Raw genomic sequence first — 25,779 nt, forward strand, 5'->3', positions numbered from 1 at the left:
CCTCATGGACCGCCGCATTTTCGGGCTGGAGAACGAGTACGGCGTCACGTGCACGTTCAGGGGACAGCGCCGCCTGTCGCCTGACGAGGTGGCGCGGTACCTCTTCCGCCGTGTCGTGTCATGGGGCCGGAGCAGTAACGTCTTTCTGCGAAACGGCGCCCGCCTCTATCTCGACGTGGGGTCACATCCGGAATACGCAACGCCGGAATGTGACAACGTGACCGAGCTGGTCACCCACGACAAGGCCGGCGAGCGCATTCTCGAAGGACTCCTGGTGGACGCCGAACGACGCCTGCACGAGGAGGGAATCGCGGGCGACGTCTACCTCTTCAAGAACAACACCGACTCCGCCGGCAACTCCTACGGGTGCCACGAGAACTATCTCGTCGCCCGGCACGGGGAGTTCTCCCGGCTGGCGGACATCCTCATCCCGTTCCTGGTGACGAGGCAGTTGCTGTGCGGTGCGGGCAAGGTGCTGCAGACGCCGCGCGGTGCCGTGTACTGCGTCAGCCAGCGGGCCGAGCACATCTGGGAGGGCGTCTCCTCCGCGACGACCCGCTCCCGGCCGATCATCAACACGCGGGACGAGCCGCACGCGGACGCCGAGCGCTACCGCCGGCTGCACGTCATCGTGGGCGACTCGAACATGTCCGAGACGACCATGCTGCTCAAGGTCGGCGCCACCGACCTGGTGCTGCGCATGATCGAGGCGGGCACCGTGATGCGCGACCTCACCCTGGAGAACCCCATCCGGGCGATCCGCGAGGTCAGCCACGACATCACCGGGCGCAGGAAGGTGCGCCTGGCCAGCGGCCGGGAGGCCTCCGCGCTGGAGGTGCAGCGCGAGTACTACGAGAAGGCGCTGGACTTCTGCGAGCGCCGCGGCATCCGCACCGGCACCGTCGAGCAGGTACTGGAGCTGTGGGGCCGCACGCTGGACTCGATCGAGTCCGAGGACCTCGACCGCATCGGCACCGAGATCGACTGGGTCATGAAGTACAAGCTGCTCGAGCGGTACCGGGCCAAGCACAACATGACCATGTCGCACCCCCGGGTCGCGCAGATAGACCTCGCCTACCACGACATCCACCGCCGGCGGGGCCTGTACTACCTGCTGGAGAAGAAGGGACAAGCCGCCCGGATCTGCAACGACTTGAAGATCTTCGAGGGCAAGTCCGTACCGCCGCAGACCACTCGGGCCCGGCTGCGCGGCGACTTCATCCGGCGGGCCCAGGAGCAGCGCCGCGACTTCACCGTCGACTGGGTGCACCTCAAGCTCAACGACCAGGCCCAGCGCACCGTGTTGTGCAAGGACCCGTTCCGCTCGGTGGACGAGCGGGTGGAGAAGCTGATCGCCGGAATGTAAGAAACACGTTCTGTCGGGGGATCCCAAAATTCCCGGAACGTCACACGGGCGCCGTACGTTACACCGTGCGGCGCCCTTCTCACGCCGTAGAGTTGCGCGGACGCCATCCACAAGATCGATGATTACGAGGCCCCCACCGTGCGCCGACGCTCACTTCTCATTGCCGTTCCCGCTGGACTGGCCACCCTCGCCGCGTGCGGCGACGACAAGTCCGACTCGGGCAGCGTCGGCGACAGCGCGTCGCCCTCGGCGCCCGAGACGTCCGCCGCGCCGCCGCCGAAGATCGTCGACGGTCCGCTGCCGGCGATCACGGCGGGCACGAAGTTCGGTGAGAAGCCGACGGTCGCCAAGGGCACCGGCGAGCCCTCCAAGGACCTCGCGGTCAAGACCGTCATCGCGGGCGGCGGCAAGACGGTCGCCGAGAACGACTTCGTCGTGGCCAACTACCTGGGGCAGGTGTGGAGCACCGCCAAGGTGTTCGACAACTCCTACGACCGCAAGACCCCGCTGGCCATCCAGCTCGCCCAGGGCACCATCATCGACGGCTGGCGGTACGCGCTCACCGGCAAGAAGACCGGCAGCCGCGTCCAGATGGCCGTACCGCCGAAGTGGGGGTACGGCGAGCAGGGCAACGAGCAGGCGGGGATCAAGGGCACCGACACGCTGGTGTTCGTGGTCGACGTGCAGGACACGTTCAACGCCAAGAGCTCAGCCAAGGGCTCCGAGGTGGCCCAGGACAACAAGGACCTGCCCAAGGTCGGCACCAACACCGACGGCAAGGCGCCCTCCATCGAGGTGCCCGAGACGGACGCCCCCAAGAAGCTCGTGTCGAGCTACGTCATCGAGGGCGACGGCGAGGAGGTCGGCGCCGACAGCAGCGTCCTCGTGCAGTACAAGGGCGTGCTGTGGGACGGCGGCAAGGAGTTCGACTCCACCTACGGCCGGGGGCAGCTGACGTCGTTCTCGCTCCAGCAGGTCGTCAAGGGCTGGGCGCAGGGGCTCACCGGCAAGAAGGTCGGCAGCCGGGTCCTCATCGTCATCCCGCCGGAGCTGGGCTACGGCGACAACCCGCCGCAGGGCAGCGAGATCAAGAAGGACTCCACGCTGGTCTTCTCGGTCGACATCCTCGCGAAGCTGTGAGGCCGTGGGGATGTAAGACTGTGCGTGTTCGCCTTTCCGCAGACAAGCAGGAGCGTTAGACGTGAGCATCGACAAGCCCGAGATCGACTTCCCGGGCGGCGAGCCCCCGGCGGACCTCGAGATCAAGGACATCTGGGAGGGCGACGGCGAGGTGGCGCAGGCGGGTCAGACCGTCACCGTTCACTACGTCGGCGTGGCGTTCAGCACGGGCGAGGAGTTCGACGCCAGCTGGAACCGCGGCACCCCCTTCCGCTTCCCGCTGGGCGGCGGCCGGGTCATCAAGGGCTGGGACCAGGGCGTGCAGGGCATGAAGGTCGGCGGCCGCCGTCAGCTGACCATCCCGGCCCACCTCGCCTACGGCAACCAGAGCCCCACCCCGGCGATCAAGCCCGGTGAGACCCTGATCTTCGTCGTCGACCTCCTCGGCGTCTGATCCGACCGGAGTCGATCGTCTGGGGCCCATGCCTGTCCGGGCATGGGCCCTCGGCTTTTACCGCGCCACCCCGGGGCGGTACGGTCATCGCTCGTAAGCACCATAGGGAGGCGAAGCGCGTCGATGGCCATTGCCAAGGCCGAGCGGCTGATGAATCTGGCGCTGTGTCTGCTCGGGACCCGGCGGCCGCTCAGCAAGCGCGAGCTGCGCGAGTCCATCGAGGCCTATCTGGAAGCCGGGTCCGACGACTCCTTCAACCGCATGTTCGAGCGCGACAAGGACGATCTGCGCGAACTCGGACTGGTGATCGAAACCGTCGAGAACCTCGACGGCGACACCGGCTACCTCGCCCGCCGCGACAGCAACCGGCTGCCGCCCATCACCCTCGACGCCGAGGAGGCCGCCGCCCTCGGGCTCGCCGCCAAGGTGTGGCAGCAGGCCCGGCTGGCCGGAGCGGCCAGCGGTGCCCTGCAGAAGCTGCGCGCGGCGGGTCTCCCGGAGGACGTCGACCCGTACGGCGCCCATGGTGCGCTCGAACCGCGCATCCCCGTGCACGAGGCGGCGTTCGAGCCGCTGATGCTGGCCTGTCGCGACCGCCGGCCGGTCGTCTTCGACTACCGCAAGGCGAACGCTGCCCAGCCCGAGTCCCGGCACGTCGAACCGTGGGCGCTGGAGTGCTGGCGCGGCCACTGGTACCTGGCCGGCTGGGACCGTGACCGGGGTGCCGAGCGGGTCTTCCGGCTCTCCCGGATCACCGGCAAGGTGCGTTCGCGCGGCGGCCGGTTCACCGTCCCGGTGCCGGACGTCGTCACGGTGCGGGAGACCGTGGCGAGCTGGGCCGGGGAGACCGCCGACCGCTCGGCGCGGATCCGGCTGCGCTCCGACGCCGGATACCCGCTCCGGGCGAAGGCCACCGCGGTACGGGAACTCGGGGACGGCTGGGACGAGTTGGAGATTCCGTACGGACACGGCCTGGATGCCTGGCTGGTGGAGTTCGGACCCGACGTGGTGGTCCTGGAGCCCGCCGAGCTGCGGGCCGACGTGGTGGACCGGCTGCGTGCCGTGGCCAAGGGCTGAGGGGGAGCGGACAAGAACGTGGCAGGCAAACCGGTCAGGCCCGTCAACGCCATCGACCAGACCCGGCGGATGCTCTCGCTGGTGACGTATCTGCGCGAGCGCCCCGGAGCCCGGATCGAGGACGTGGCGCGCGCCTTCGGCATCACCGAGGACGAGCTGGTCTCCGACCTCGATGTGCTGCCCATGTGCGGCACCAGCTTCCGCGGCGGTGACCTGCTGGACATCGACACCGACGGTGAGCGCATCTGGTGGCACAACCCGGCGGCCCTCGGCGCGGAGGCCGCCGAGCCGCTGCGGCTGGCCGCCGACGAGGCCACCGCCCTGCTGGTCGCCGCCCGTGCCGTGGCCACCCTGCCCGGACTGCGTGAGAGCGACCGGCAGGCGCTGCTGCGCGCCACCGCCAAGGTCGAGACCGCCGCAGGTGAGGCCGCGGGCGCCAGCGCCCGGCTGTCGGTGACCTTCGAGTCCGAGGGCGGGGTCTTCGCGGACGTCGACCGGGCCATCGCCGAGCGCCGCAGGCTGTGGATCCGCTACTACTCGCCCGCGCGCGACGAGGTCACCGAGCGCGAGATCGACCCCATCCGTCTGGTCAGCGTCGGCCACACCTACGTAGAGGCCTGGTGCCGCCGCTCCGAGGCCCGCCGCACCTTCCGGCTGGACCGGGTCGCCGAGATCAAGATTCTGGACGAGCCGTCCGCGCCGCCCGAGGTGGAGCTGCGGGACCTGTCGGAGGCACTGGTGCAGCCCGCCGCCGAGGACCCGGAAGTGGTGGTCGAGGTCGCGCCGGGCGGGCGCTGGGTGGCCGAGTACTACCCGCACGACAGTGCGGATGAGCTTCCCGACGGCGGGCTGCGTATCACCCTGCGCACGCCCGACCCCGCCTCACTCAGACGGCTGGCGCTGCGGCTCGGCCGTGACGGCCGCATCGTCGAGCCGTCCGAGCTGTCCGAGAGCGCCCGGCAGGCGGCGCGCGAGGCGCTGGCGGCGTACCACGGGGCCGAGGCGGCCGGATGAACGCGCCGCACACGGCGGGGGACCGGCGGCCGGTGCGGTACAGGCAGGACGACAGTCAGGAGCGAGGGCTTTGAGCGAGTCGGCGACCCCTGGAGTGCGGGGCATGACGGCGGCGTCCGCGTTCGCCGGGATGAGGAGCGTGGCCCCGGTGATGTTCCGGGCGGGCTGCCCGGACTGCCGGGAGCGCTTCGAGCTCTCCGCCGGCGCGCTGCGCCTGGCCATCGGGGCCAGCAGTCGCACCACCTTCTACTCCTTCACCTGTCCCGGGTGCGGCGCCGCCGTGCGCAAGCCGGCGGGGGAGCGGATCGTCGAGCTGCTGACCGGCGGCGGGGTCCGGACGCTGCGGCTGCACTCGACCGTCTAGGCTCGCTCCCATGTTCTGGCCGATGTTCGCGGTTGCCGTGGGGTTCCTGGGTCTTCTGGTGCTCGGGGTGCTTGCCGTCCGGGTCTTCGTCGAGGCGGAGCGGCTCGGCCGGCAGGTCACGGAGTCGGCCCGCCGCATCGGCCGCGCCGCCGAGGACCTGGAGAGCGCGGCGGCCGGCGCGGCGCGTTCGGCCGAGGCGCTCTGAAAACAGGTCTCTGCCCCCTGCGCGGGGCGACCGCCCGCGGGGGCGCGCGCTGTCACCCGGCGGGGCCCGGCAGGTACGCTGCCTATCGCGGCCCGGAGAACGAGGCCCGGATCGCGGACGGGAGTACGCACAGGAGCTGCCGGACGTTCACCCCTGGGCGTTACGATCGCTGCCAGCACCGTCGTTCGGACACATGTCCGACCGGTCGGACAGCCACCCACCCACCCGCCTCGGTGAGAAGGTAAAGACTTATGGGACGGCTCGGACCTACCGAGATCATTCTGATCCTCGTCGTCATCATCCTGCTGTTCGGTGCGAAGAAGCTCCCGGACATGGCGCGGTCGCTCGGCAAGTCCGCGCGCATCCTCAAGAGCGAGGCGAAGGCGATGAAGGACGACAACAAGTCCTCCGCCCCTGCCGACCCGCCGGCCCCCGGCGAGCAGCCCCCGGCGCAGCGCACCATCCAGGCGGCCCCAGGCGACGTGACCAGCTCCCGCCCGGTCACGGAGCCGACGGACACGACCAAGCGCTGACGCAGGGCCGGTGATCTCCGGCCCGCCGCACGAGATGGGAACGTGGGTTGCTCAAGTCTGCCCGCAAGCAGGAGAGGGATCCCGAGGGGCGGATGCCCCTCGTGGAACACCTGCGTGAGCTGCGCAACCGGCTCGCCAAGGCCGTCGTCGCGATCGTCGTGGTGATGATCGTTGCCGCGTTCTACAGCGAGCAGCTCATGCAGTTCCTCGCGGAGCCGGTGCCCAAATGCGAGGACCTGGCGAACAGTGACGGCGGCAACTGCGCCATCGTCTCCTTCAACACACTGACGTCGCCGTTCACCACGACGATCAAGGTGAGCCTCATGGCGGGCCTGATCGTCTCCAGCCCTGTGTGGCTCTACCAGCTCTGGGCCTTCGTCGCCCCCGGGCTGCACAAGCACGAGAAGAAGTACACGTACTGCTTCGTCTCGGCCGCCGTTCCGCTGTTCGTCGGCGGCGCCTACCTGTCGTACGTCATCCTCCCCGTCAGCATCAAGGTGCTGCTCAGCCTGACGCCCGGGGGATCGGCCAACATCCTCTCGCTCGACGAGGTCCTCGACTTCACCATCCGCATGGTGCTGGTCTTCGGCCTGGCCTTCGAGCTGCCCCTGCTGCTCATCATGCTGAACCTGGTCGGCATCGTCTCCGGCCGCCGCATGGCCGGCTGGTGGCGCGGTGTCGTCATGGGCGTCTTCGTCTTCGGTGCCGTCGCGACGCCCACGACCGACCCGGTGGGAATGATCGCGCTGTCCGGGCCCATCGTCGTCCTCTACTTCGTCGCCGTGGCGTTCTCGCTGCTCAACGACAAACGGCGCGCCCGCAGGGAAGCCGCGGGGCCCGCCGACGACGAGGCCTCCGAACTGGACCTCACACCGGAGTCGATCGAACCGGTGGAGCCGGTGGCCGCCCTGCCCGAGCAGGCGGCCAAGGACCGGGTCAACGGTTATGACGACGTGACCTGAGGACCGGCCCGCAGCTCATAGGGTCACTCCCGTGACCAGCGAGATCACCCTCTTCGTCAATCCCACCGCGGGCGGCGGCCGGGGCGCCCGCGCGGCGCTGCCGGCCGCTTCGGCCCTGCGGGACGCCGGCTTCTCGGTGCGGACCGTGCTCGGTGACGACCCCCGGGACGCCCTGGTCCGGGCACGCGCCGCGATCGAGAAGGGCACCGGCGCCCTGATCGCCGTCGGGGGCGACGGCATGGCGAACCTGGCCCTGCAGGCGGTCGTCGGCACGGGCACCCCGTTCGGCCTGGTCGCCGCCGGAACCGGTAACGACTTCGCCCGCGCGCTCGGCATGCCCCTGCGGGACCCGGCCGCGGCCGGCCGGATGATCGCCGACGCCCTCAGGAGCGGCCGGGTCCGCGACATCGATCTGGGCCGGATCGGCGACCGCTGGTTCGGCGCCGTGCTCGCCTCCGGGTTCGACTCCCGCGTCAACGACCGCGGCAACCGGATGCGGATGCCGCTCGGACGTTTCAAGTACGACCTCGCGATGGTCGCGGAACTGGCCGCCTTCCGGCCCCTGCCGTACCGGATCACCCTCGACGGCGGGGAGGTCCGCGAGGTCGAGGCGACGCTGGTGGCCGTCGGGAACGGGCCGTCGTACGGCGGCGGTATGCGGATATGCCCCGGAGCGGATCTCACCGACGGGCTGTTCGACGTGACGGTCGTGGGCGAGTGCAGCCGGGCCACGCTGCTGCGGGTGTTCCCGCGGGTGTACCGGGGGACGCACGTCGGCCATCCCGCGGTCACCGTGCTGCGCGCGGCGAGCGTCGGGCTGGCCGCCGAGCACGTCACCGGGTACGCGGACGGGGAGCCCGTGGGGCCGCTGCCGCTGACCGCGCGATGCGTGCCGGGGGCCCTGCGGGTCGTGGGCCCCTGATCCGGACGGCCCCCGCCGCCCACCGGGACGGTTACGGATAATGATCGTCCTGTTGTCGGTGCGGCCCGGTACGCTCGAAAGCACGATGACAGAGGATCTCTCTCCGGCCGAGCGGTACGCGGCAGCACGCAGGCGCGCTGCCGAGCAGGCCACCGCGCTCGCCTCCTTCCGCGAGATGTACGACTTCGGCCTCGACCCCTTCCAGATCGAGGCCTGCCAGGCGCTCGAGGCGGGGAAGGGTGTGCTGGTCGCGGCGCCCACCGGCTCCGGCAAGACGATCGTGGGCGAGTTCGCCGTCCACCTCGCCCTCCAGCAGGGCAAGAAGTGCTTCTACACGACACCCATCAAGGCCCTGTCGAACCAGAAGTACGCCGATCTGTGCCGTCGCTACGGCACCGGGAAGGTCGGCCTGCTCACCGGTGACAACAGTGTCAACTCCGACGCGCCGGTGGTCGTGATGACCACCGAGGTGCTGCGGAACATGCTGTATGCCGGGTCGCAGACCCTCCTCGGCCTCGGCTACGTGGTGATGGACGAGGTGCACTACCTCTCCGACCGTTTCCGCGGTGCCGTCTGGGAGGAAGTGATCATCCACCTCCCCGAGTCCGTGACCCTGGTGTCCCTGTCGGCGACGGTGTCGAACGCGGAGGAGTTCGGCGACTGGCTGGACACGGTCCGCGGCGACACCCAGGTGATCGTCTCCGAGCACCGGCCCGTGCCGCTGTTCCAGCACGTGCTCGCCGGCCGCCGGATGTACGACCTGTTCGAGGAGGGGGAGGGCCAGAAGAAGGCCGTCAACCCTGATCTCATGCGCATGGCCCGTCTGGAGGCCAGCCGCCCGTCCTACGCGGACCGCAGACGCGGACGGGGCGCCATGCGGGAGGCGGACCGGGAGCGGGAGCGCCGGCAGCGCTCGCGGGTGTGGACGCCGAGCCGGCCGGAGGTCATCGAGCGGCTCGACTCCGAGGGCCTGCTGCCCGCCATCACGTTCATCTTCAGCCGCGCCGCCTGCGAGGCCGCCGTCCAGCAGTGCCTGTACGCGGGGCTCCGGCTCAACGACGAGGAGGCGCGGGCCCGGGTCCGCGCGCTGGTCGAGGAGCGCACCGCCTCCCTCCCGTCCGAGGACCTGCACGTCCTCGGCTACTACGAGTGGCTGGAGGGCCTGGAGCGCGGCATCGCGGCCCATCACGCCGGCATGCTGCCGACGTTCAAGGAGGTCGTGGAGGAGCTGTTCGTCCGCGGGCTGGTGAAGGCCGTGTTCGCGACCGAGACCCTCGCACTCGGCATCAACATGCCCGCCCGGTCGGTGGTCCTGGAGAAGCTCGTCAAGTGGAACGGAGAGCAGCACGCCGACATCACCCCCGGCGAGTACACGCAGCTGACCGGCCGGGCCGGCCGTCGCGGCATCGACGTCGAGGGCCACGCGGTCGTGCTGTGGCAGCGCGGCATGAACCCCGACCACCTGGCGGGGCTGGCCGGCACCCGCACGTACCCGCTGCGCTCCAGCTTCAGGCCGTCGTACAACATGGCGGTCAACCTGGTCGAACAGTTCGGCCGGCACCGCTCGCGGGAACTGCTCGAAACGTCCTTCGCGCAGTTCCAGGCGGACAAGTCGGTCGTGGGCATCTCGCGGCAGGTGCAGCGCAACGAGGAGGGTCTGGAAGGCTACAAGGCCTCCATGACCTGCCACCTCGGCGACTTCGAGGAGTACGCGCGGCTGCGCCGCGAGCTGAAGGACCGGGAGAACGAGCTGGCACGGCAGGGCGCGGTGCAGCGCCGTGCGGAGGCCGCCGTCGCACTGGAGAAGCTCAAGCCCGGTGACGTCATCCACGTCCCCACCGGCAAGTACGCGGGGCTGGCGCTGGTGCTGGACCCCGGCCTGCCCGCGGGCCGTTCCAACGGGCACCGCGGCGTGGAGTACCACGACGGTCCGCGCCCGCTGGTGCTGACCGCCGAGCGGCAGGTCAAGCGGCTGGCGTCGATCGACTTCCCGGTGCCGGTGGAGGCGCTGGAGCGGATGCGGATCCCGAAGTCCTTCAATCCGCGCTCCCCGCAGTCCCGTCGGGACCTCGCCTCGGCGCTGCGCACCAAGGCCGGGCACATCACGCCGGAGCGGCACCGCAAGAAGCGTGCCCAGGCGGCCGACGACCGGGAGATCGCGCGGCTGCGCAAGGTGCTGAGGGCGCACCCGTGCCACGGCTGCCAGGACCGCGAGGACCACGCCCGCTGGGCCGAGCGCTACCACCGGCTGCTGCGCGACACCTCGCAGCTCGAGCGCCGGATCGAGGGCCGGACGAACACCATCGCCCGCACCTTCGACCGGATCGTGGCGCTGCTGACCGAGATGGACTATCTGCGCGGCGACGAGGTCACCGAGCACGGCAAGCGGCTGGCCCGGCTGTACGGCGAACTCGATCTGCTGGCGAGTGAATGCCTGCGCGAGGGCGTCTGGGAGGGGCTCGCCCCCGCCGAACTCGCCGCGTGCGTCTCGGCGCTGGTCTACGAGGCGCGGCTCTCCGACGACGCCATGGTCCCCAAGCTGCCCTCGGGCAGGGCCAAGGCGGCACTGGGCGAGATGGTCCGCATCTGGGGCCGGCTGGACGCCCTGGAGGAGGACTTCCGGATCAGCCAGACGGAGGGCGTGGGCCAGCGCGAGCCCGATCTCGGCTTCGCCTGGGCCGCCTACATGTGGGCCTCGGGCAAGGGCCTGGACGAGGTGCTGCGCGAGGCGGAGATGCCGGCCGGTGACTTCGTGCGCTGGTGCAAGCAGGTCATCGACGTGCTCGGCCAGATCTCCGCGGCGGCACCGGCCGTCGAGGGCTCGACCGTCGCCAGGAACGCCCGCAAGGCGGTCGACGGGCTGTTGCGCGGCGTGGTCGCCTACTCCTCCGTGGGCTGACCCCGCCCCGTCCCGGCACCACGCCGAGACCGGTGCGCCCTCCGCGCGCCGGGCTCGTGCGTTCCGTGCGCCCTCGCCCGGCCGCATCACCGGCGGGTCCCGTGGGCAGGATCCCACGGGCTGTTCCCCGCCCATGACGGTGAGTGGTTCTCGCACGCCCGTACGTCGTGACGGAATGTGTTCGATCGGAAGCGCACCGTGCAAATGACCCGAGCGTACTCCTGCCCCAGAGGTCATTTCCGGCACTTGCTGAATATGACATAGCGATGATCCCGTCGGACTAGGCTCGCCCGCAGCGCACCGAGTTGGGATGAATTCGTGCGCTTGTTCCCCTATGTGCACGTTCCCCGACCGTCAGTCGATTCGCTTAAGGGCTCACATGGCGAGTGTCCACCTTCCTCATGCACGCGTGCTGTTGCTGCCGTCCATAGTGATGGCCGCGGCGACCGGAGCCGCCGTCGCGCTGGTGACGGAGCCCGCCAGGACCGCCGTCGGTGTGTGCGGTGCCGTCGCGACCCTGTTCGTGACCGCGGCCGCGGCCGAGGCGGTGCGCCGCGGCCGCGTACTGCGGGAGACAGCAGCCGGGTACGGGCGTCACCGTGCGTATCTGGAGGCCCGGATCGCCGCCCACGACACGGAGACGCAGTACTTCACCCAACAGGTCGTTCCCGCGGCCCTGGATCACCTGCACGCCGGCAACGACCCCGACGAGGTGATCCGCGCCCTGCCCCGGCTCGACCCGGCCTGGGGGGACCTGCCGGCGTACCAGATCAGCCTGCTCAGGACGATGCTGAAGATCATCGACGACGAGGAGAACCTGCGCGACTCCTCCCAGCGTTCCTTCGTCAGCATCGCCCGCCGCGTCCAGGCGATCGTCCACCAGCAGGCCAAGGAACTGCGGGAGATGGAGGAGGACCACGGCCGCAACCCCGAGGTCTTCGACGACCTGCTCCGCATCGACCACGGCACCGCGCTGATCGGCCGCCTCGCCGACTCCATCTCGGTCCTCGGCGGTGGCCGTCCGGGACGCCAGTGGCCCCAGCCGGTCGCGCTCTACAGCGTGCTGCGCGGCGCCATGTCCCGCATCCTCGAGTACCGCCGCATCGACCTGAAGGCGATCGCCAAGATCAACATCAAGGGCATCCACGTCGAGCCGGTCATCCACGCCGCCGCCGAACTCCTCGACAACGCCACCCGCTACTCCCCGCCGACCAGCAAGGTGAGCGTCACCGCCACGGAGGTGCAGACCGGCGTCGCCATCGAGATCGAGGACGCCGGCGTCAGCCTCGACGAGCAGGCCCGGGCACGCATCGAGGGCATTCTCGAGCAGGCCCAGCGGGGCGTCGACCTCCAGGAGATCGGGGCCAACCCGCGTCTCGGACTGGCCGTCGTCGGGCGGCTGTGCACCGCTTTCGACATGAAGGTCTCGCTGCGCGCCTCCGCCTACGGAGGCGTCCGGGCCGTCCTCGTCGTACCGAGCGAGATGATCACCGACCAGCCCGGTGTGGGCCTCGCCCACGGCATCGGGGCGACCGCCGTGCCCCGCCCGGTCGACGCCCTCCCCGGCCCCGAGCGCACACCCAAGAAGCGCCGCCCCACCAGCCCCCGCGTTCCTGACGCGGTGGCCGTGGAGGACGACGTCCCCGAGGTCACCGAGTGGACCGCCGGCGGCCTGCCGCAGCGCCGGAGCCGGGTGAAGACCCCGCTGGCCCAGCGGTACGCCGAGCAGGCGGCCGCCGAACGGGCCGAGCGCGGGGCCAGGGAACGCGGCGAGGAGTACCACGACATCTGGGCCGCGCCGGAGCCCGTGAAGAAGAAGCAGAACGACCGCGAACCCGGGCTGTGGGTCGACGCCTTCTGGGAGGGCCTGAAGAAGGACCTCGACCCGGGGGTCCACCCCACCGACTTCACCCGGAACCCGACCGCCTACCTGCATCTCATCAACGAACCGGCCCGCACCGAGGCCGAGGACGAGGGGGACCTCACGTGATCCAGCAGCGAGCCAACTTCGACTGGATGCTCAAGGAGCTCGCCGACGGTGTACCCGGCGTCGAGATGATCGTGGTGCTGTCCGCCGACGGTCTGCGCATCGCGCGCTACGGAGGCGAGCCGGACGCCGCCGACCGGGTCGCCGCGGCCTGCGCGGGCGTCCAGAGCCTCGCCGGGGCCGTCGCCCAGGAACTCCCGCACGGAGACGGCGAGATGAAGATGGTGCTCATCGAGATCGACGAGGGCTACTTCTATCTGATGGCGGCCGGCGCCAACGCCTATCTCGCGGTGCTCTCGGACATGACCTGCGAACCCGGCCGCATGGGCGGCATGATGCGCGACCTCGTCGTCCGCATCGGCGCCCATCTGACCAGTCCGCCGCGACGGAACGGGCAGACCGTATGACTCCTCCGCAACGCCAGAGGCGCTCCCCCCAGGCCGGGCCTGCTCCGCGACCGGCCGGACCGGCCGGTGACAGGGAGGGCCGGGGCGGCAATCCCGAGCGGCTGTACGTCGTCGCCGGCCGCGACGGCGAACGGGCGGACATCGATCTCGTGACGCTGATCGTGGCCCGCTCCCCGGACCCCCCGCCCGCGGCCACCCCCGAGCAGGCGGCGCTGCTCAGGCTCTGCGTCGCCCCCCTGTCCGTGGCCGAACTGTCGGCCTACCTCAGCCTGCCGTTCAGCGTGGTGACCGTGCTGCTCACCGAGCTGCTGACGGCGGAACTGGTCCAGGCGCGCTCGCCGGTCGTCCGCAAGGCGCTCCCCGACCGTTCCCTTCTCGAAGCGGTGATGCATGGACTTCAAAGGCTCTGAGACCATCCCGGGACCCCGGGCCGAGGATCAGTTGCCGCACACGGCCCGGGCCGCGGTGAAGATCGTCGTCGTCGGCGGGTTCGGCGTCGGCAAGACGACCATGGTCGGCTCGGTCAGCGAGATCAAACCGCTGACCACCGAGGAGACCATGACGCAGGCCGGCATCGGGGTCGACGACAACTTCGGTTCCCCGTCCAAGACGGCCACCACCGTCGCCATGGACTTCGGCCGCATCAAGATCACGGACCAACTGGTGCTGTACCTGTTCGGCACCCCGGGCCAGGAGCGCTTCTGGTTCCTGTGGAACGGACTGTTCGAGGGGGCGCTCGGCGCGGTCGTGCTCGTCGACACCCGCCGCCTCGAAGTCAGCTTCGACGTCATGGGACGGCTCGAGGAACGCGGCGTGCCGTTCGTGGTCGCCGTCAACTCCTTCCCGGACGCCCCGCGTTATCCCATCGCCGACCTGCGGTCCGCCCTCGACCTGTCGGAGCGGATCCCCATCATGGAGTGCGACGTGCGGCGCCGCGCCTCCAGCCGGGACGTCCTGATGACCCTGACGCGGTTCCTGCACTCCCTCGCCATGACGGGCTCACTCACCTGACTCCCGGGATCCGTCCTCTCCCTTCTCCTGCCCAGCCCCCTGCCTCCCCCCTCCGGAGCGACCACTGTGACGCCTGAATCCCACTCCCTGACGGGTGATTCCCCGACCGGCACGGACGGTCCCCGGCCCGGACCGCCCCCCGGATGCCCCGCGCACGGCCCGGGCCCCGGCGGACCGGCCCGGCTGCACGAGTCGGAGGACCTGAGGACGCTGTACGAGGAGCTCCGGGACCGGCACGGTCCGGTGGCGCCCGTGCTGGTCCACGACGACGTGCCGATGTGGGTGGTGCTCGGTCACGCCGAGAGCCGGCAGCTGGTCCGCACGCCCGCGCAGTACTGCAAGGACAGCCGCATCTGGTCCCCGCTCCGGGACGGCCTGGTCAAGCCCGACCATCCGCTGATGCCGCACATCGCCTGGCAGCCGATGTGCGCGCACGCCGAGGGCGACGAGCACAAGCGGCTGCGCGCCGCCATCGACGCGGCCGTGGCGGCCACCGACTTCCGCGGCCTGCGCCGGCACGTCAACCGCAGCGTGCAGCGGGTCGTCAACCGGTTCTGCGAGGCGGGCGAGGCCGACCTGGTCGGCCAGTACGCCGAGCACCTTCCGATGGCCGTGATGTGCCACGTGCTGGGCATGCCGGACGAGTACGGCGACCGGATCGTCGAGGCCGCCCGCGACATGATCCGGGGCACCGAGACCGCCATCGCCAGCAACGCCTACGTCATGGGGGCCCTGGAGCGTCTCACCGCCCGCCGCCGTGCCGAGCCGATGGACGATTTCGCGGGCCGTCTCATCGCCCACCCGGCCGGGCTGACCGACGAGGAGGTCAGCCAGCACCTCAGGGTGGTACTGATCGCCGCCTTCGAGGCCACCGCCAACCTCCTCGCCCATGTGCTGCGTCAGGTGCTGATCGACCCCCGCTTCCGCTCCCAGCTCAACGGCGGACAGATGACCGTGCCTCAGGCGGTGGAGCAACTGCTCTGGGACGAGCCGCCGTTCAGTACCATCTTCGCCTACTTCGCCAAGCAGGAGACGGAACTCGGCGGCCAGCGCATCCGCAAGGGCGACGGACTGCTGTTCGCGCCCGCGCCGGCCAACGTCGATCCGCGCGTGCGTCCCGATCCGACCGCCGACATGCAGGGCAACCGCTCGCACCTCGCCTTCGGCGGCGGCCCGCACGAGTGCCCCGGCCAGGACATCGGCCGTACCATCGCCGAAGTCGGCGTCGACGCCCTGCTCATGCGGCTGCCCGACGTGGAGCTCAGCGTCGACGAGGCGGAGCTGTCCTTCACCGAGTCCATCGCCTCGCGGCACCTGGTGGAGCTGCCCGTCCACTTCACGCCCCGGCCGCAGCAGGACGAGACACAGCGGCCCAGCCACGAGAACGACACGCCCCGGCAGCAGGACTGGCACATCGGCGCCGCCCGCCCGCAGCCCGGGCCGGCCGGCGCCGCCCCCGTGCGGCCGGAGCCGCGCGTCCAGCCGCCCGTGCCCGTGCCGCCGCTCCCGCCGGTGACGGAACCCGCCCCGCCACGGAACGCCTGGCAGCGCTTCCTGCGCTGGTGGCGCGGCTACTGACCGGTCGCCCAGTCCTCGTACGACGTCCAGGCCGCGAGCGTCCGGCCGCTGGTGAACCGGTGCTCCACGCCCGTCACCGGGTCGGTGAACTCCAGCCTCCGGGCGAGCAGTTGCAGCGGACGCCGGAAGTCACCGGCCGGGACGGGACCGGTCACCGCCGGATACAGCGGATCGCCGAGTATCGGCACGCCCAGGGCGTTCATGTGGACCCGCAGCTGATGGGTCTGCCCGGTACCGGGCACCAACCGGTACCGGCCCAGACCGTCCGGGCGGTGGGCGGCGAGCTCCACACGCGTCACCGCGTTCGGCTCACCCCCGACCTCCCGGGCGGTCAGCGTCCCGCGCTCCTTCACGATCCGGCTGCGCACGGTACGAGGGAGCTCCAGCGCCGGGTCGTACGGCGCGACGGCCTCGTACTCCTTGTGCACCAGACGGTCGCGGAACAGCGTCTGGTACGCGCCCCGCTCCCCGGGCCGCACCGTGAACAGCACCAGCCCCGCGGTGAGCCGGTCGAGGCGGTGTGCCGCGCCCAGCTCCGGAATGCCCAGTTCACGGCGGAGCCGGGCGAGCGCGGTCTGGGTGACGTGGCTGCCGCGCGGGGTGGTGGCCAGGAAGTGGGGCTTGTCGGCGACGACGATGTGCTCGTCCCGGTGGACGACCTCCAACGGGAACGGCACGGGCACCTCGGCGGGCAGCTCCCGGTGGAACCAGAGGAACATGCCGGGCGCGTACGGTGTGTCCGCCGGTACGGCCCGCCCGTCCGCCCCGACGATCAGCCCCGCCGCGAACATCGCGTCCACCGTGCCGGGTCCGGCCGACAGCCGCTGCACCAGGTGCTCCCGCACCGTGGACCACTCCTCCCCGGCGGGCAGCCGCACCCTCACGGGGTCCACACCGTCGCGCTGCGGCAGGGGAGAGGGCGGGAGGGTGCGTCTACGTCTCACACCGAGCAAGCGTACGAGGCGGCGGGCGCCTGTCGGCTCCCTAGGGCAGTCGTCCGCCGTCCCGCCCCTCCGGCCCGGGTGGTTCCCCGGGCCGGACCGCACGTGCCAGCTCGGTCTCGATCTCGTGGCGCGGCCTGCCCTCGGCCCGGGCGTACTCGGCCACCGCGACGCGGACGTCACGGGCGAGGTCGCGCCAGGCCCTCCAGGCGGTCTCCCAGGTGGAGGTCTGGTGCCCGCTCCACCGGGCGCGGGCGCGCGGATCGTAGGCCTCCCGGAGCTGTCGTACCCGGGCGTGTGCCTCGTCCGCCGCGCGCTGCTTGGCCACGAGCTCGTCGAAGGTGTGTGCCACGCGCCCGGATCCTGGGGCAGCGGCCGGTCCGGACGGGCTCGCCACGCCGTCCGGGACGGGGGGTGGTGCCGTCGTTCACCCGGTCGGCGCCCCGAGGGGGGCCGGAGGAGTGCTCGGGGGACCGGGTCAGGCGGGAGCCGCCGTGCCTTCCTGCTCGGCCTCGATACGGGCATTCCAGTCCCGCTTGGAGGCCTGCCAGCCGTCCTCGTTGTGGCCGAGCCGCCAGTAACCGGAGATCGACAGGTCCTCGCGCGGGACACCGCGCTCGATCCGCAGCAGACGGCGCAGTTGCTTCACGAAGTGGGCCTCGCCGTGCACGAAGGCGTGCACCCGGCCCTCGGGGAAGTCGAGATCGCGGACCGCCTCCACCAGTGCCTCGCCGACGCGCCGGCCGCCCCGGTGCAGCCAGCGCACCTCCACGTCGGAGTCGATCTTCTGCTCCTCCTCGGGGCCCGAGACCTCCACGAAAGCGAACGCCCGGGCGCCGTGCGGCAGTGTCTCCAGGGCGCGGGCGATCGCGGGCAGTGCGCTCTCGTCGCCGACGAGCAGGTGCCAGTCTGCGGCCGGGTCCGGGGCGTAGGCGCCGCCGGGGCCCAGGAAACGGACGACCTCGCCCGGCCGCGCGTTCACCGCCCAGGGACCGGCCAGGCCCTCGTCGCCGTGGATCACGAAGTCCAGGGTCAGCTCGCGGTGCTCGGCGTCCCACTGGCGCACGGTGTACGTACGCGTCACCGGCCACTGCTCGCGAGGGAACTCCTCGCGGATGCGCTGGAGGTCGAAGGGCTCCGGATAGACCGCGCCCGCGGGCGGGAACAGCAGCTTCACGTAGTGATCGGTGCAGGTGTCCGCGGCGAGGCCGGCGAGGCCCTCGCCGCCGAGCACGACGCGCTGCATGTGGGGGGTCAGCCGCTCGGTGCGGATCACCTCGGCGGTGTGCGGTGTGCGCGGTGCGCGTCCCGGTCGCTCTGCCATGAGGTGCCTCCCAGCGGTCACGGTTAGGGTTACCTAAGTTACCACCTCGGGGTCTACGCCGAGAGCGTCGTCAGCAGACGCTGCAGCGAACCGCCCAGACCCCAGCGGACGGCCAGGGAATCGACCCCGGCCGGGTCGCGCGGCGCCCGCGGCAGCGCCGTGTCCACGTCCGGCAGCGGGACGTCCTCCGCGACCCTGACGACCTTGGGGGCGACCGCGAGGTACGGACGCGCCGTGTCGAGACGCTTGCGCTGCGTCGGTGTGAGTCCGGCCCGCCGGTCGTCCACCGCCGCCAGGATCCCGGCCAGGTCGCCGAACTCGGCCAGCAGCTTGGCCGCCGTCTTCTCCCCGACGCCGGGCACGCCCGGCAGGCCGTCGCTCGGATCACCGCGCAGCAGCGCCAGATCCGCGTACCCCTTGCCGTCCACCCCATACTTCTCGCGCAGCACGGCCTCGTCGGTGACCTGGAGCGTGCCGACACCCTTCAGCGGATACAGCACGCGCACCCCTCGCGCGTCGTCCACCAGCTGGTACAGGTCGCGGTCGCCGGTGACGATGTCGACCGGCCCCGTGGCCCGGGCGGTGAACGTCCCGATCACGTCGTCCGCCTCGTACCCGGCGACCCCCACGCGTGCGATGCCCACCGCGTCGAGCACCGTCTCGATGACCGGCACCTGCGGCGTCAGCGTGTCGGGCACCTCCTCCTCGTCAGGGCCCTCCCCGCGCTCCTCCGCGACCCGGTGCGCCTTGTAGGAGGGGATCAGTTCCACCCGCCACTGTGGGCGCCAGTCGGCGTCCATGCAGGCCACCAGGCGGTCCGGCCGGTGGTCCCTGACGAGCCGGTCGATGAAGTCCAGCAGTCCGCGCACGGCGTTCACCGGCGTGCCGTCGGGGGCGCGCACGGACTCGGGGACCCCGAAGTAGGCGCGGAAGTACAGGGAGGCGGTGTCGAGGAGCATCAGTCGTCCGGTCACGTCCCGCATCATGCCGCACGGCACCGACAGCGCCCGGCAGGAAGCACGCCGTCGCGCACAGCGCAACCAGTTGCGCGATGCGCTACTCCTGTGAGGCGGCACACGAACACGTTTGCCCTGTGCAAAACCGGGGAGGCGCCGCCCCGGAGCGATACCGGTTACAGATTCAACTGTCGTGGGCCGTGTGAGCCGTCCGCCGGACACCGCTCCTGTCCTTTGCCGTCGAGACAAGAGGTACGCGTGTCATCCAGGCTTGAGGCCGAGCATCTGTTCAAGGTGTTCGGCAGACGACCGGACCAGGCGGTCGAACGACTGCGCCAGAAGAAGGCAGACCGGGAGGAGCTGCGCGCCGACGGCGTCACCGCGGCCGTCATCGACGCCTCGTTCACGGTGGAGCCGGGCGAGATCTTCGTCGTCATGGGCCTGTCCGGCTCGGGCAAGTCGACCCTCCTGCGGATGCTCAACGGCCTGCTGGAGCCGACCGCCGGACACGTGCGCTTCGACGGCCAGGACCTGACCGCGCTGTCCGACCGGGAACTGCGCCAGGTCCGTTCCAGGAAGATCAGCATGGTCTTCCAGCACTTCGCGCTGTTCCCGCACCGCAGCGTCCGTGACAACGCTGCCTACGGCCTGGAAGTGCAGGGCGTGCCCCGCGCCGAGCGCGAACGCCGCGCCGACGAGGCGCTCGCCCTGTGCGGCCTGGCCGGCTGGGAGGCGTCGTGGCCCGACGAGCTGTCCGGCGGTATGCAGCAGCGCGTCGGCCTCGCCCGCGCGCTCGCCACCGACGCCGACCTGCTGCTGATGGACGAGTCCTTCAGCGCGCTCGACCCGCTGATCCGCCGGGACATGCAGGACCAGCTGATCGAACTGCAGAAGAAGCTGAAGAAGACGATCGTCTTCATCACCCACGACCTCAACGAGGCCATGCGTCTGGGCGATCGCATCGCGGTGATGCGCGACGGCCGCATCGTGCAGATCGGCACCGCGCGGGACATCCTGATCCGGCCCGCCAACGACTACGTCGCCTCGTTCACCCAGGACGTCGACCGCTCCCGCGTGCTCACCGCCGGCGCCGTGATGGACCGCGAGGTGCGCGGCGACGAGGCCGACTGCGGCTGCGAGACCGCCTCGCCCGACACACCGTTCACCGATCTGTGCGCGATCAGCGCCCGCGTGCCGCACCCCGTCGCGGTGCTCGACACGCAGGACGCGCTCGTCGGGGTCGTGCCCCGGCAGCGCCTCGTCGGCTTCCTCGGCGACGAGGAGTCCGACCCCGGGGTCTGCGACACCCCGCGCGACAAGGGCGGCGAGAAGGTGATGGCCCGTGCCTAGGATCCCGCTCGGCGACTGGGTCAACAGCACCGTCGACTGGCTGCTCGCCAACGTCAGCTGGCTCTTCGACTTCTTCAAGGCCCTCTTCACCGGCGCCTACGACGGCGTCAACGCCGTCCTCCAGGCCCCCGAACCGCTGATCCTCTGCGGCATCTTCGCGGTCGTCGCCTTCTGGCTGCGCGGCACCTTCGCCGGTGTCCTCACCTTCGTCGGCTTCGCCTTCCTGGACTCCCTCGAACTGTGGGAGGACTCGATGGTGACGCTTGCGCTGGTCATCGTCGCCACCGTCATCGCACTGGTCATATCGGTGCCCCTGGGCATCTGGGCGGCCCGCTCCGACCGGGTCAGCGCCGCCGTCCGGCCGGTCCTCGACTTCATGCAGACGCTGCCCGCGATGATCTACCTCATCCCGGCGATCCTGTTCTTCGGCACCGGATCCGCCCCCGGCATCGTCGCCACCCTGATCTTCGCGCTCGCCCCGGGCGTGCGCATGACCGAGCTGGGCATCCGCCAGGTCGACAAGGAACTGGTCGAGGCCGCCGAGGCGTTCGGCACCACCCCCCGCGACACCCTGTTGCGCGTCCAGCTTCCGCTGGCCCTGCCGACGGTCATGGCGGGCGTCAACCAGGTCATCATGCTCGGCCTGTCCATGGCGGCGATCGCGGGCATGGTCGGTACCGGCGGCCTGGGCGGCGCGGTCATCGAGGCCATCGGCCAGCTGAACATCGGCCTCGGCGCCGAGTCCGGCATCGCGATCGTCATCCTGGCGATCTACCTGGACCGCATGACCAGCGCCCTGGGCACCCAGGTCTCCCCGCTCGGCCGGCGCGCCGCGGCCAAGGCACGCGCCGCCCAGGGGCTGAGGATCTGGTCCTACCGGCCCCGCCCGCAGGTCGCCGTGATCGGTGTCGTGGTCCTCGCGCTCGTCGCGGGTGGCATGGGACTGTTCGGCGGCGGATCCAGTGGTTCCGGCAGCACAGCCGACGGCGGGAGGGTCGGTGACGGCAAGAAGATCAGCATCGGCTACATCCCCTGGGACGAGGGCGTCGCCTCCACCTTCCTGTGGAAGGAGGTCCTCGAACAGCGCGGCTTCGAGGTGGAGGCCGAGCAGTTCGAGGCCGGCCCGCTCTACACCGCGCTCGCCCAGGGCAACGTCGACTTCCAGACGGACGCCTGGCTGCCCACCACCCACGAGGCGTACTGGAAGAAGTACGGCAAGCAGCTCGACGACCTCGGCTCCTGGTACGAGGAGACCTCGCTGGAGCTGACCGTGCCGGCGTACATGGAGGACGTCGACTCCCTGGAGGACCTGAAGGGCGAGGCGTCCACGTTCGGCGGGAAGATCACCGGCATCGAGGCCGGCGCCGGCATGATGGGCCTGCTGAAGGACAAGGTGCTGAAGGACTACGGCCTGGACGAGGAGTACGAGGTCGTCGACAGCTCCACGCCGGCGATGCTGGCCGAGCTCAAGCGCGCCTACAGCAAGAAGGAGCCGCTCGTCGTCACGCTCTGGTCGCCGCACTGGGCGTACAGCGACTACGACCTGAAGAAGCTGAAGGACCCCAAGGGCTCCTGGGGCGAGGGCGACGGAGTGCACACCGTGTCGCGCAAGGGCTTCGCCGGTGACAACCCGCTCGTCGGGAAGTGGCTGAAGGACTTCTCGATGACCGAGAAGGAACTGACAGGCCTCGAGGCCGAGATCAACAAGGCCGGCAAGGGCAGGCAGCAGGACGCCGTCCGCGCCTGGCTCGAGGACAACCCGGGCGTCGTCGACCGGATCGCCCCGGTGGGGTCCGGCTCCGGCGACACCCCCGCCGAGGCGAAGCGGACGCTGGACGTGGCCTGGTTCCCCTGGGACGAGGACATCGCCGTCACCTACCTGTGGAAGAACGTGCTGGAACGGCGCGGCTACAAGCTGAACCTCAAGCAGATGGAGGTCGGCCCGGTCTACACCGGCCTCGCCTCCGGGGACCTCGACCTCAACTTCGACGCCTGGCTGCCGTACGCGCAGAAGAACTACTGGGACAAGAGCAAGGACGACCTCACCGACCTGGGCACCTGGTACGAGCCCACCTCGCTGGAGATCGCCGTCCCCTCGTACGTCAAGGACGTCACGTCGCTCGAGGACCTCAAGGGCAAGGCCGACCTCTTCGACGGCAAGATCATCGGCATCGAGCCGGGCACCGGTGAGATGCAGCTGCTGAAGAACGAGGTCATGCCGGGCTACGGCCTTGAGGACGAGTACGAGGTCGTCGACGGCTCCACGCCGGCCATGCTGGCCGAGCTCAAGCGCGCCCTCGCCGAGAAGGAACCGGTCGCGGTCACCCTGTGGTCGCCGCACTGGGCCTACAGCGAGTACGAGCTGACCAAGCTGAAGGACCCCAGGAAGGCCTTCGGTGAGGGCAACACGATCCGCACCATCGCCAGCAAGAAGTTCCCCGAGCAGTACCCGCGGCTCACGGAGTGGATCAAGGGCTGGCACATGAGCGAGGAGGAGCTCGGCAGCCTGGAGGCGGAGATCAAGAACCGCGGCCAGGGCCACGAGGAGGAGGCGGTCGCCGCCTGGCTCCAGGAGCACCCGGACATGGTGGAGCGGATGACTCCGCGCTGACCGCCGCACCGGCCGCCCACGGGGGCGGGCCCGGATCCGCCCCCGTGGGCGGCCGGGCCCGCCCCTCGCGCATGTCCGCGGCCGAACGGGAACACGATAAGAATCCGGACAACCACAGAGCGCAATGCCCTGCCCGAACCTCCCCCGTGACCTTCCGCCTGGTCCGGGGAACAATGGCGGGGACACCCCTTTTCGTGTGCGCGGGGGACCGAGGGGCCCGCCGGGTGGCTGGCGAGAACTGTGAGGTCGGCACCGGTCGCGCGGGACGGCGACGTGACAGGCGCCTGAAACGGTTTGCCGAACATGCGTAGGGTGCAGACAACTCATCAAGGCAATGGGCCGGGGTGGCCGGCACCCGGGGTGCGGGACGATCGGCGAGGAGGGAGCCGAAGCGATGGGCGACCACAAGGAACAGCCCTTGCGGGTGGGCGCGGCCGTGCGGCGCCGCCGCCGTGCGCTGGACCTCACCCTCGCCGTCGTGGCCGAGCGCAGCGGCCTGTCCGTCCCGTTCCTGAGCCAGATCGAGAACGAGCGGGCGCGCCCCAGCCAGAACTCCCTGGAGAAGGTGGCCGACGCCCTGCGCACCACCGCCGTGGAACTCCTCGCCGCCGCGGACCCGGCGTGCAGCGTGGACGTCGTCCGCGCCGAGGGCACGGAACCCTGGGGGGAACCCCGGGTGCGCTCCCTGGTCCGCGGCCACCACCAGATGCACGCCTCCGAGTACACCGGCGACCATGATGCCGGACGTGAACTGCAGTTCCGCAACGACCAGTTGATGTACGTGTCGGACGGCGCCGTGGAGATCGAGGCGGAGGGGCGCGCCTACCGCCTCGGCCGCGGCGACACCCTGTACCTGACCGGAGGCGTCCGGCACCGCTGGCGGGCCACGGTCCCGGACACACGGCTGCTGGTCGTCGCCGTCGCCGAGCACATCGAGGCGCTGCGGGACAAGCCGCGCCGATGAGCCGTCACCTCCGGGTCGTCTCCCTCGTCCCGTCGCTGACGGAGGCCGTGGCCCTCTCCGCGCCCGGCGCCCTCGTCGGCGCCACCGACTGGTGCACGCATCCGGCCGGGCTGGACGTCGTACGCGTCGGCGGTACCAAGAACCCGACGGTGGACCGGATCGCCGCCCTCGCCCCCGACCTGGTGATCGCCAACGAGGAGGAGAACCGCGCGCCCGACCTGGCGGCCTTGCGCGCGGCGGGCCTCGACGTGCTGGTGACGGAGGTGCGGACGCTGCCGCAGGCCTTCGGCGAGCTCGCCCGGGTGCTCGCCGCCTGCGCCGTTGTGGCACGGCCCCGGTGGCTGGACGAGGCGGAAGCCGCCTGGGAGGCCCTGTCCCCGGCCCCGCACCGGCGGACGGCGGTCGTGCCCGTCTGGAGGCGCCCCTGGATGGTGCTGGGCCGCGACACCTTCGCCGGCGACCTGCTGTCGCGGCTGGGCGTCGACCAGGTGTACGCCGCTCACCCCGAGCGGTACCCGCGCATCCCGCTCGGCGAACTGCGCGGGAGGGAACCCGACGTCGTCGTCCTCCCCGACGAGCCGTACCGCTTCACCGCCGACGACGGCCCCGAGGCCTTCCCCGGACTGCCCTGCGCGCTGGTGAGCGGCCGGCACCTCACCTGGTACGGGCCGTCGCTGGCCGAGGCGCCGACGGTACTGGGGCGGGCCCTGCGCGCCGCGAGCCCCACATAAGCTGAACCGATGAGCACCACGGAGGACCACGCCGGCGACCGGCCCGTGAGCCCCGGGTCGCTGACCCACAGGGTGCCGGACCTCGGGGCGCTGGAACTGCTCCTCGCGGTGGCACGGCTGGGGAGTCTGGGCGGCGCGGCGCGCGAACTGGGCATCACCCAGCCCGCGGCGAGCAGCCGCGTCCGGTCGATGGAGCGGCAGCTGGGTGTGGCCCTCGTCGACCGCTCGCCGCGGGGGTCGCGGCTGACCGACGCCGGGGCGCTGGTCACCGACTGGGCGCGCCGGATCGTGGAGGCGGCGGAGGCCTTCGACGCCGGCGCGCAGGCACTGCGGGACCGCAGGGACTCGCGGCTGCGGGTGGCGGCGAGCATGACGATCGCCGAGTACCTGCTGCCGGGCTGGCTGCTCGCGCTGCGCGCACAGCGGCCGGACACGGCGGTGTCGCTGCTCGCGGGGAACTCGGCGGCGGTCGCGGAGCGGCTGCTGGCGGCGGAGGCGGACGTCGGGTTCGTGGAGGGACTGACGGTGCCGTCGGGACTGGACTCCGCGGTGATCGCCCATGACCGGCTGATCGTCGTGACGGCACCGTCGCACCCGTGGGCGCGGCGGCGGCGGCCGCTCGCGGCGGAGGAGCTGGCGGCGACCGAGCTGATCCTGCGGGAGGAGGGGTCGGGGACGCGGCAGGTGCTGGAGGCCGCGCTGGGCGGGCTGGCGCGGCCGCTGATCGAGCTATCCTCGACCACGGCGGTGAAGGCGGCGGCGGTGGGGCGCGCGGGGCCGGCGGTGCTGAGCGAACTCGCGGTGGGGGAGGAGCTGGGGACGCGGCGGCTGGTACGGATTCCCGTGCACGGTGTCGCGCTCGCTCGCGATCTGCGGGCGGTGTGGACCGCGGGGCACCGGCCTGCCGGGCCGGCGCGGGATCTGTTGTCGCTGACGCGGGGGTGAGCCCGGTGCGGGGGGCCGGGCGAGGGTGGGTCGCGCAGCCCGGCGCCCACGGGGTGCCG

Annotated in this window: 25 protein-coding genes; 21 read left to right on the plus strand and 4 right to left on the minus strand. The window is 71.3% G+C overall.

What is annotated here, in order from left to right:
- Window positions 1-4 precede the first annotated feature (4 nt).
- The 16 genes from pafA (at window position 5) to BU52_RS11815 (ending at window position 15,898) form a co-directional block, all read left to right on the plus strand.
- On the plus strand, window positions 5-1,366 hold the full coding sequence (gene pafA, locus BU52_RS11740; protein ID WP_037932358.1) for a Pup--protein ligase: 1,362 nt from the start codon (window positions 5-7) through the stop codon (window positions 1,364-1,366).
- Window positions 1,367-1,504: 138 nt separating this feature from the next.
- Window positions 1,505-2,506 carry an FKBP-type peptidyl-prolyl cis-trans isomerase gene (locus tag BU52_RS11745; protein WP_037932359.1) on the plus strand — a complete coding sequence of 334 codons (1,002 nt, stop codon included), beginning with the start codon at window positions 1,505-1,507 and terminating at the stop codon, window positions 2,504-2,506.
- A 61-nt stretch (window positions 2,507-2,567) separates the two neighbouring features.
- Window positions 2,568-2,939, plus strand: a complete 372-nt coding sequence (locus BU52_RS11750; protein ID WP_030835713.1) for an FKBP-type peptidyl-prolyl cis-trans isomerase — start codon at window positions 2,568-2,570, stop codon at window positions 2,937-2,939.
- A gap of 123 nt (window positions 2,940-3,062) precedes the next feature.
- Window positions 3,063-4,016, plus strand: coding sequence for a helix-turn-helix transcriptional regulator (locus BU52_RS11755; RefSeq protein ID WP_037932360.1), 954 nt, complete (start codon window positions 3,063-3,065; stop codon window positions 4,014-4,016).
- Between the two features lie 18 nt (window positions 4,017-4,034).
- Entirely contained in the window at window positions 4,035-5,030 is a 996-nt protein-coding gene (locus BU52_RS11760) for a helix-turn-helix transcriptional regulator (protein ID WP_037932361.1), read from the plus strand.
- A gap of 103 nt (window positions 5,031-5,133) precedes the next feature.
- On the plus strand, window positions 5,134-5,394 hold the full coding sequence (locus tag BU52_RS11765) for a hypothetical protein (RefSeq protein WP_037932362.1): 261 nt from the start codon (window positions 5,134-5,136) through the stop codon (window positions 5,392-5,394).
- A gap of 10 nt (window positions 5,395-5,404) precedes the next feature.
- Window positions 5,405-5,599, plus strand: coding sequence for a hypothetical protein (locus BU52_RS11770; RefSeq protein WP_037932364.1), 195 nt, complete (start codon window positions 5,405-5,407; stop codon window positions 5,597-5,599).
- 251 nt (window positions 5,600-5,850) lie between these two features.
- A complete protein-coding gene (gene tatA, locus BU52_RS11775) occupies window positions 5,851-6,132 on the plus strand; it encodes a Sec-independent protein translocase subunit TatA (protein ID WP_037932365.1) in 282 nt (93 codons plus the stop codon).
- Window positions 6,133-6,224: 92 nt separating this feature from the next.
- The gene (gene tatC, locus BU52_RS11780; protein WP_051858118.1) at window positions 6,225-7,094 is read left to right on the plus strand and encodes a twin-arginine translocase subunit TatC; all 870 of its coding nucleotides are present in this window, start codon (window positions 6,225-6,227) and stop codon (window positions 7,092-7,094) included.
- 31 nt (window positions 7,095-7,125) lie between these two features.
- Window positions 7,126-8,016, plus strand: a complete 891-nt coding sequence (locus BU52_RS11785) for a diacylglycerol kinase (protein ID WP_037932369.1) — start codon at window positions 7,126-7,128, stop codon at window positions 8,014-8,016.
- A gap of 40 nt (window positions 8,017-8,056) precedes the next feature.
- Window positions 8,057-10,915, plus strand: coding sequence for a DEAD/DEAH box helicase (locus BU52_RS11790; protein WP_037932370.1), 2,859 nt, complete (start codon window positions 8,057-8,059; stop codon window positions 10,913-10,915).
- A 379-nt stretch (window positions 10,916-11,294) separates the two neighbouring features.
- Window positions 11,295-12,905 carry a sensor histidine kinase gene (locus BU52_RS11795; protein ID WP_200881182.1) on the plus strand — a complete coding sequence of 537 codons (1,611 nt, stop codon included), beginning with the start codon at window positions 11,295-11,297 and terminating at the stop codon, window positions 12,903-12,905.
- Entirely contained in the window at window positions 12,902-13,309 is a 408-nt protein-coding gene (locus BU52_RS11800) for a roadblock/LC7 domain-containing protein (protein ID WP_024885160.1), read from the plus strand. The genes BU52_RS11795 and BU52_RS11800 overlap by 4 nt, the downstream gene beginning before the upstream one ends.
- Window positions 13,306-13,719, plus strand: coding sequence for a DUF742 domain-containing protein (locus BU52_RS11805; RefSeq protein ID WP_037932375.1), 414 nt, complete (start codon window positions 13,306-13,308; stop codon window positions 13,717-13,719). The genes BU52_RS11800 and BU52_RS11805 overlap by 4 nt, the downstream gene beginning before the upstream one ends.
- Entirely contained in the window at window positions 13,700-14,320 is a 621-nt protein-coding gene (locus BU52_RS11810) for a GTP-binding protein (RefSeq protein ID WP_037932377.1), read from the plus strand. Before BU52_RS11805 ends, BU52_RS11810 begins: the two co-directional genes overlap by 20 nt.
- A 66-nt stretch (window positions 14,321-14,386) precedes the next feature.
- Complete coding sequence (locus BU52_RS11815) at window positions 14,387-15,898, plus strand: cytochrome P450 (protein ID WP_037932378.1); 1,512 nt, start codon at window positions 14,387-14,389, stop codon at window positions 15,896-15,898.
- Here BU52_RS11815 and BU52_RS11820 read toward each other — a convergent pair.
- From BU52_RS11820 to BU52_RS11835, 4 genes are all read right to left on the minus strand, one after another.
- Complete coding sequence (locus tag BU52_RS11820) at window positions 15,892-16,842, minus strand: RluA family pseudouridine synthase (RefSeq protein WP_037932550.1); 951 nt, start codon at window positions 16,840-16,842, stop codon at window positions 15,892-15,894. The two genes, BU52_RS11815 and BU52_RS11820, sit on opposite strands and share 7 nt — an antisense overlap.
- 40 nt (window positions 16,843-16,882) lie before the next feature.
- Window positions 16,883-17,191 carry a hypothetical protein gene (locus BU52_RS11825; RefSeq protein ID WP_037932380.1) on the minus strand — a complete coding sequence of 103 codons (309 nt, stop codon included), beginning with the start codon at window positions 17,189-17,191 and terminating at the stop codon, window positions 16,883-16,885.
- 126 nt (window positions 17,192-17,317) lie between these two features.
- Window positions 17,318-18,163: a siderophore-interacting protein gene (locus tag BU52_RS11830; protein WP_037932382.1), complete on the minus strand. Its 846-nt coding sequence runs from the start codon at window positions 18,161-18,163 to the stop codon at window positions 17,318-17,320.
- A gap of 53 nt (window positions 18,164-18,216) precedes the next feature.
- Window positions 18,217-19,146, minus strand: coding sequence for a 5'-3' exonuclease (locus BU52_RS11835; protein WP_235216317.1), 930 nt, complete (start codon window positions 19,144-19,146; stop codon window positions 18,217-18,219).
- Window positions 19,147-19,377: 231 nt separating this feature from the next.
- Here BU52_RS11835 and BU52_RS11840 point away from each other — a divergent pair, with 231 nt between their 5' ends.
- The 5 genes from BU52_RS11840 to BU52_RS11860 all read left to right on the plus strand — a co-directional run bounded on the left by BU52_RS11840 (window position 19,378) and on the right by BU52_RS11860 (window position 25,720).
- On the plus strand, window positions 19,378-20,469 hold the full coding sequence (locus BU52_RS11840; RefSeq protein WP_037932386.1) for a quaternary amine ABC transporter ATP-binding protein: 1,092 nt from the start codon (window positions 19,378-19,380) through the stop codon (window positions 20,467-20,469).
- Window positions 20,462-23,080, plus strand: coding sequence for an ABC transporter permease/substrate binding protein (locus tag BU52_RS11845; protein WP_037932388.1), 2,619 nt, complete (start codon window positions 20,462-20,464; stop codon window positions 23,078-23,080). Before BU52_RS11840 ends, BU52_RS11845 begins: the two co-directional genes overlap by 8 nt.
- A gap of 394 nt (window positions 23,081-23,474) precedes the next feature.
- On the plus strand, window positions 23,475-24,044 hold the full coding sequence (locus BU52_RS11850) for a helix-turn-helix domain-containing protein (RefSeq protein ID WP_037932390.1): 570 nt from the start codon (window positions 23,475-23,477) through the stop codon (window positions 24,042-24,044).
- Entirely contained in the window at window positions 24,041-24,775 is a 735-nt protein-coding gene (locus BU52_RS11855) for a helical backbone metal receptor (protein ID WP_037932393.1), read from the plus strand. The genes BU52_RS11850 and BU52_RS11855 overlap by 4 nt, the downstream gene beginning before the upstream one ends.
- Window positions 24,776-24,784: 9 nt before the next feature.
- Window positions 24,785-25,720, plus strand: coding sequence for a LysR family transcriptional regulator (locus BU52_RS11860; RefSeq protein WP_037932395.1), 936 nt, complete (start codon window positions 24,785-24,787; stop codon window positions 25,718-25,720).
- The last annotated feature ends 59 nt before the right edge of the window (window positions 25,721-25,779 follow it).

This window comes from Streptomyces toyocaensis (assembly GCF_000725125.1).
Taxonomy (GTDB): Bacteria; Actinomycetota; Actinomycetes; order Streptomycetales; family Streptomycetaceae; genus Streptomyces; species Streptomyces toyocaensis.

What these genes read in the sequence shown, in the direction of transcription:
- pafA (WP_037932358.1), top strand. Translation starts at nt 5, where the DNA reads ATGGACCGCCGCATTTTCGGGCTGGAGAACGAGTACGGCGTCACGTGC.
- tatA (WP_037932365.1), top strand. Translation starts at nt 5,851, where the DNA reads ATGGGACGGCTCGGACCTACCGAGATCATTCTGATCCTCGTCGTCATC.
- BU52_RS11755 (WP_037932360.1), top strand. Translation starts at nt 3,063, where the DNA reads ATGGCCATTGCCAAGGCCGAGCGGCTGATGAATCTGGCGCTGTGTCTG.
- BU52_RS11835 (WP_235216317.1), bottom strand. Translation starts at nt 19,146, where the DNA reads ATGCGGGACGTGACCGGACGACTGATGCTCCTCGACACCGCCTCCCTG.
- BU52_RS11790 (WP_037932370.1), top strand. Translation starts at nt 8,057, where the DNA reads ATGATCGTCCTGTTGTCGGTGCGGCCCGGTACGCTCGAAAGCACGATG.
- BU52_RS11770 (WP_037932364.1), top strand. Translation starts at nt 5,405, where the DNA reads ATGTTCTGGCCGATGTTCGCGGTTGCCGTGGGGTTCCTGGGTCTTCTG.
- BU52_RS11795 (WP_200881182.1), top strand. Translation starts at nt 11,295, where the DNA reads ATGGCGAGTGTCCACCTTCCTCATGCACGCGTGCTGTTGCTGCCGTCC.
- BU52_RS11855 (WP_037932393.1), top strand. Translation starts at nt 24,041, where the DNA reads ATGAGCCGTCACCTCCGGGTCGTCTCCCTCGTCCCGTCGCTGACGGAG.
- BU52_RS11850 (WP_037932390.1), top strand. Translation starts at nt 23,475, where the DNA reads ATGGGCGACCACAAGGAACAGCCCTTGCGGGTGGGCGCGGCCGTGCGG.
- BU52_RS11810 (WP_037932377.1), top strand. Translation starts at nt 13,700, where the DNA reads ATGGACTTCAAAGGCTCTGAGACCATCCCGGGACCCCGGGCCGAGGAT.
- BU52_RS11860 (WP_037932395.1), top strand. Translation starts at nt 24,785, where the DNA reads ATGAGCACCACGGAGGACCACGCCGGCGACCGGCCCGTGAGCCCCGGG.
- BU52_RS11830 (WP_037932382.1), bottom strand. Translation starts at nt 18,163, where the DNA reads ATGGCAGAGCGACCGGGACGCGCACCGCGCACACCGCACACCGCCGAG.
- tatC (WP_051858118.1), top strand. Translation starts at nt 6,225, where the DNA reads ATGCCCCTCGTGGAACACCTGCGTGAGCTGCGCAACCGGCTCGCCAAG.
- BU52_RS11805 (WP_037932375.1), top strand. Translation starts at nt 13,306, where the DNA reads ATGACTCCTCCGCAACGCCAGAGGCGCTCCCCCCAGGCCGGGCCTGCT.
- BU52_RS11765 (WP_037932362.1), top strand. Translation starts at nt 5,134, where the DNA reads ATGACGGCGGCGTCCGCGTTCGCCGGGATGAGGAGCGTGGCCCCGGTG.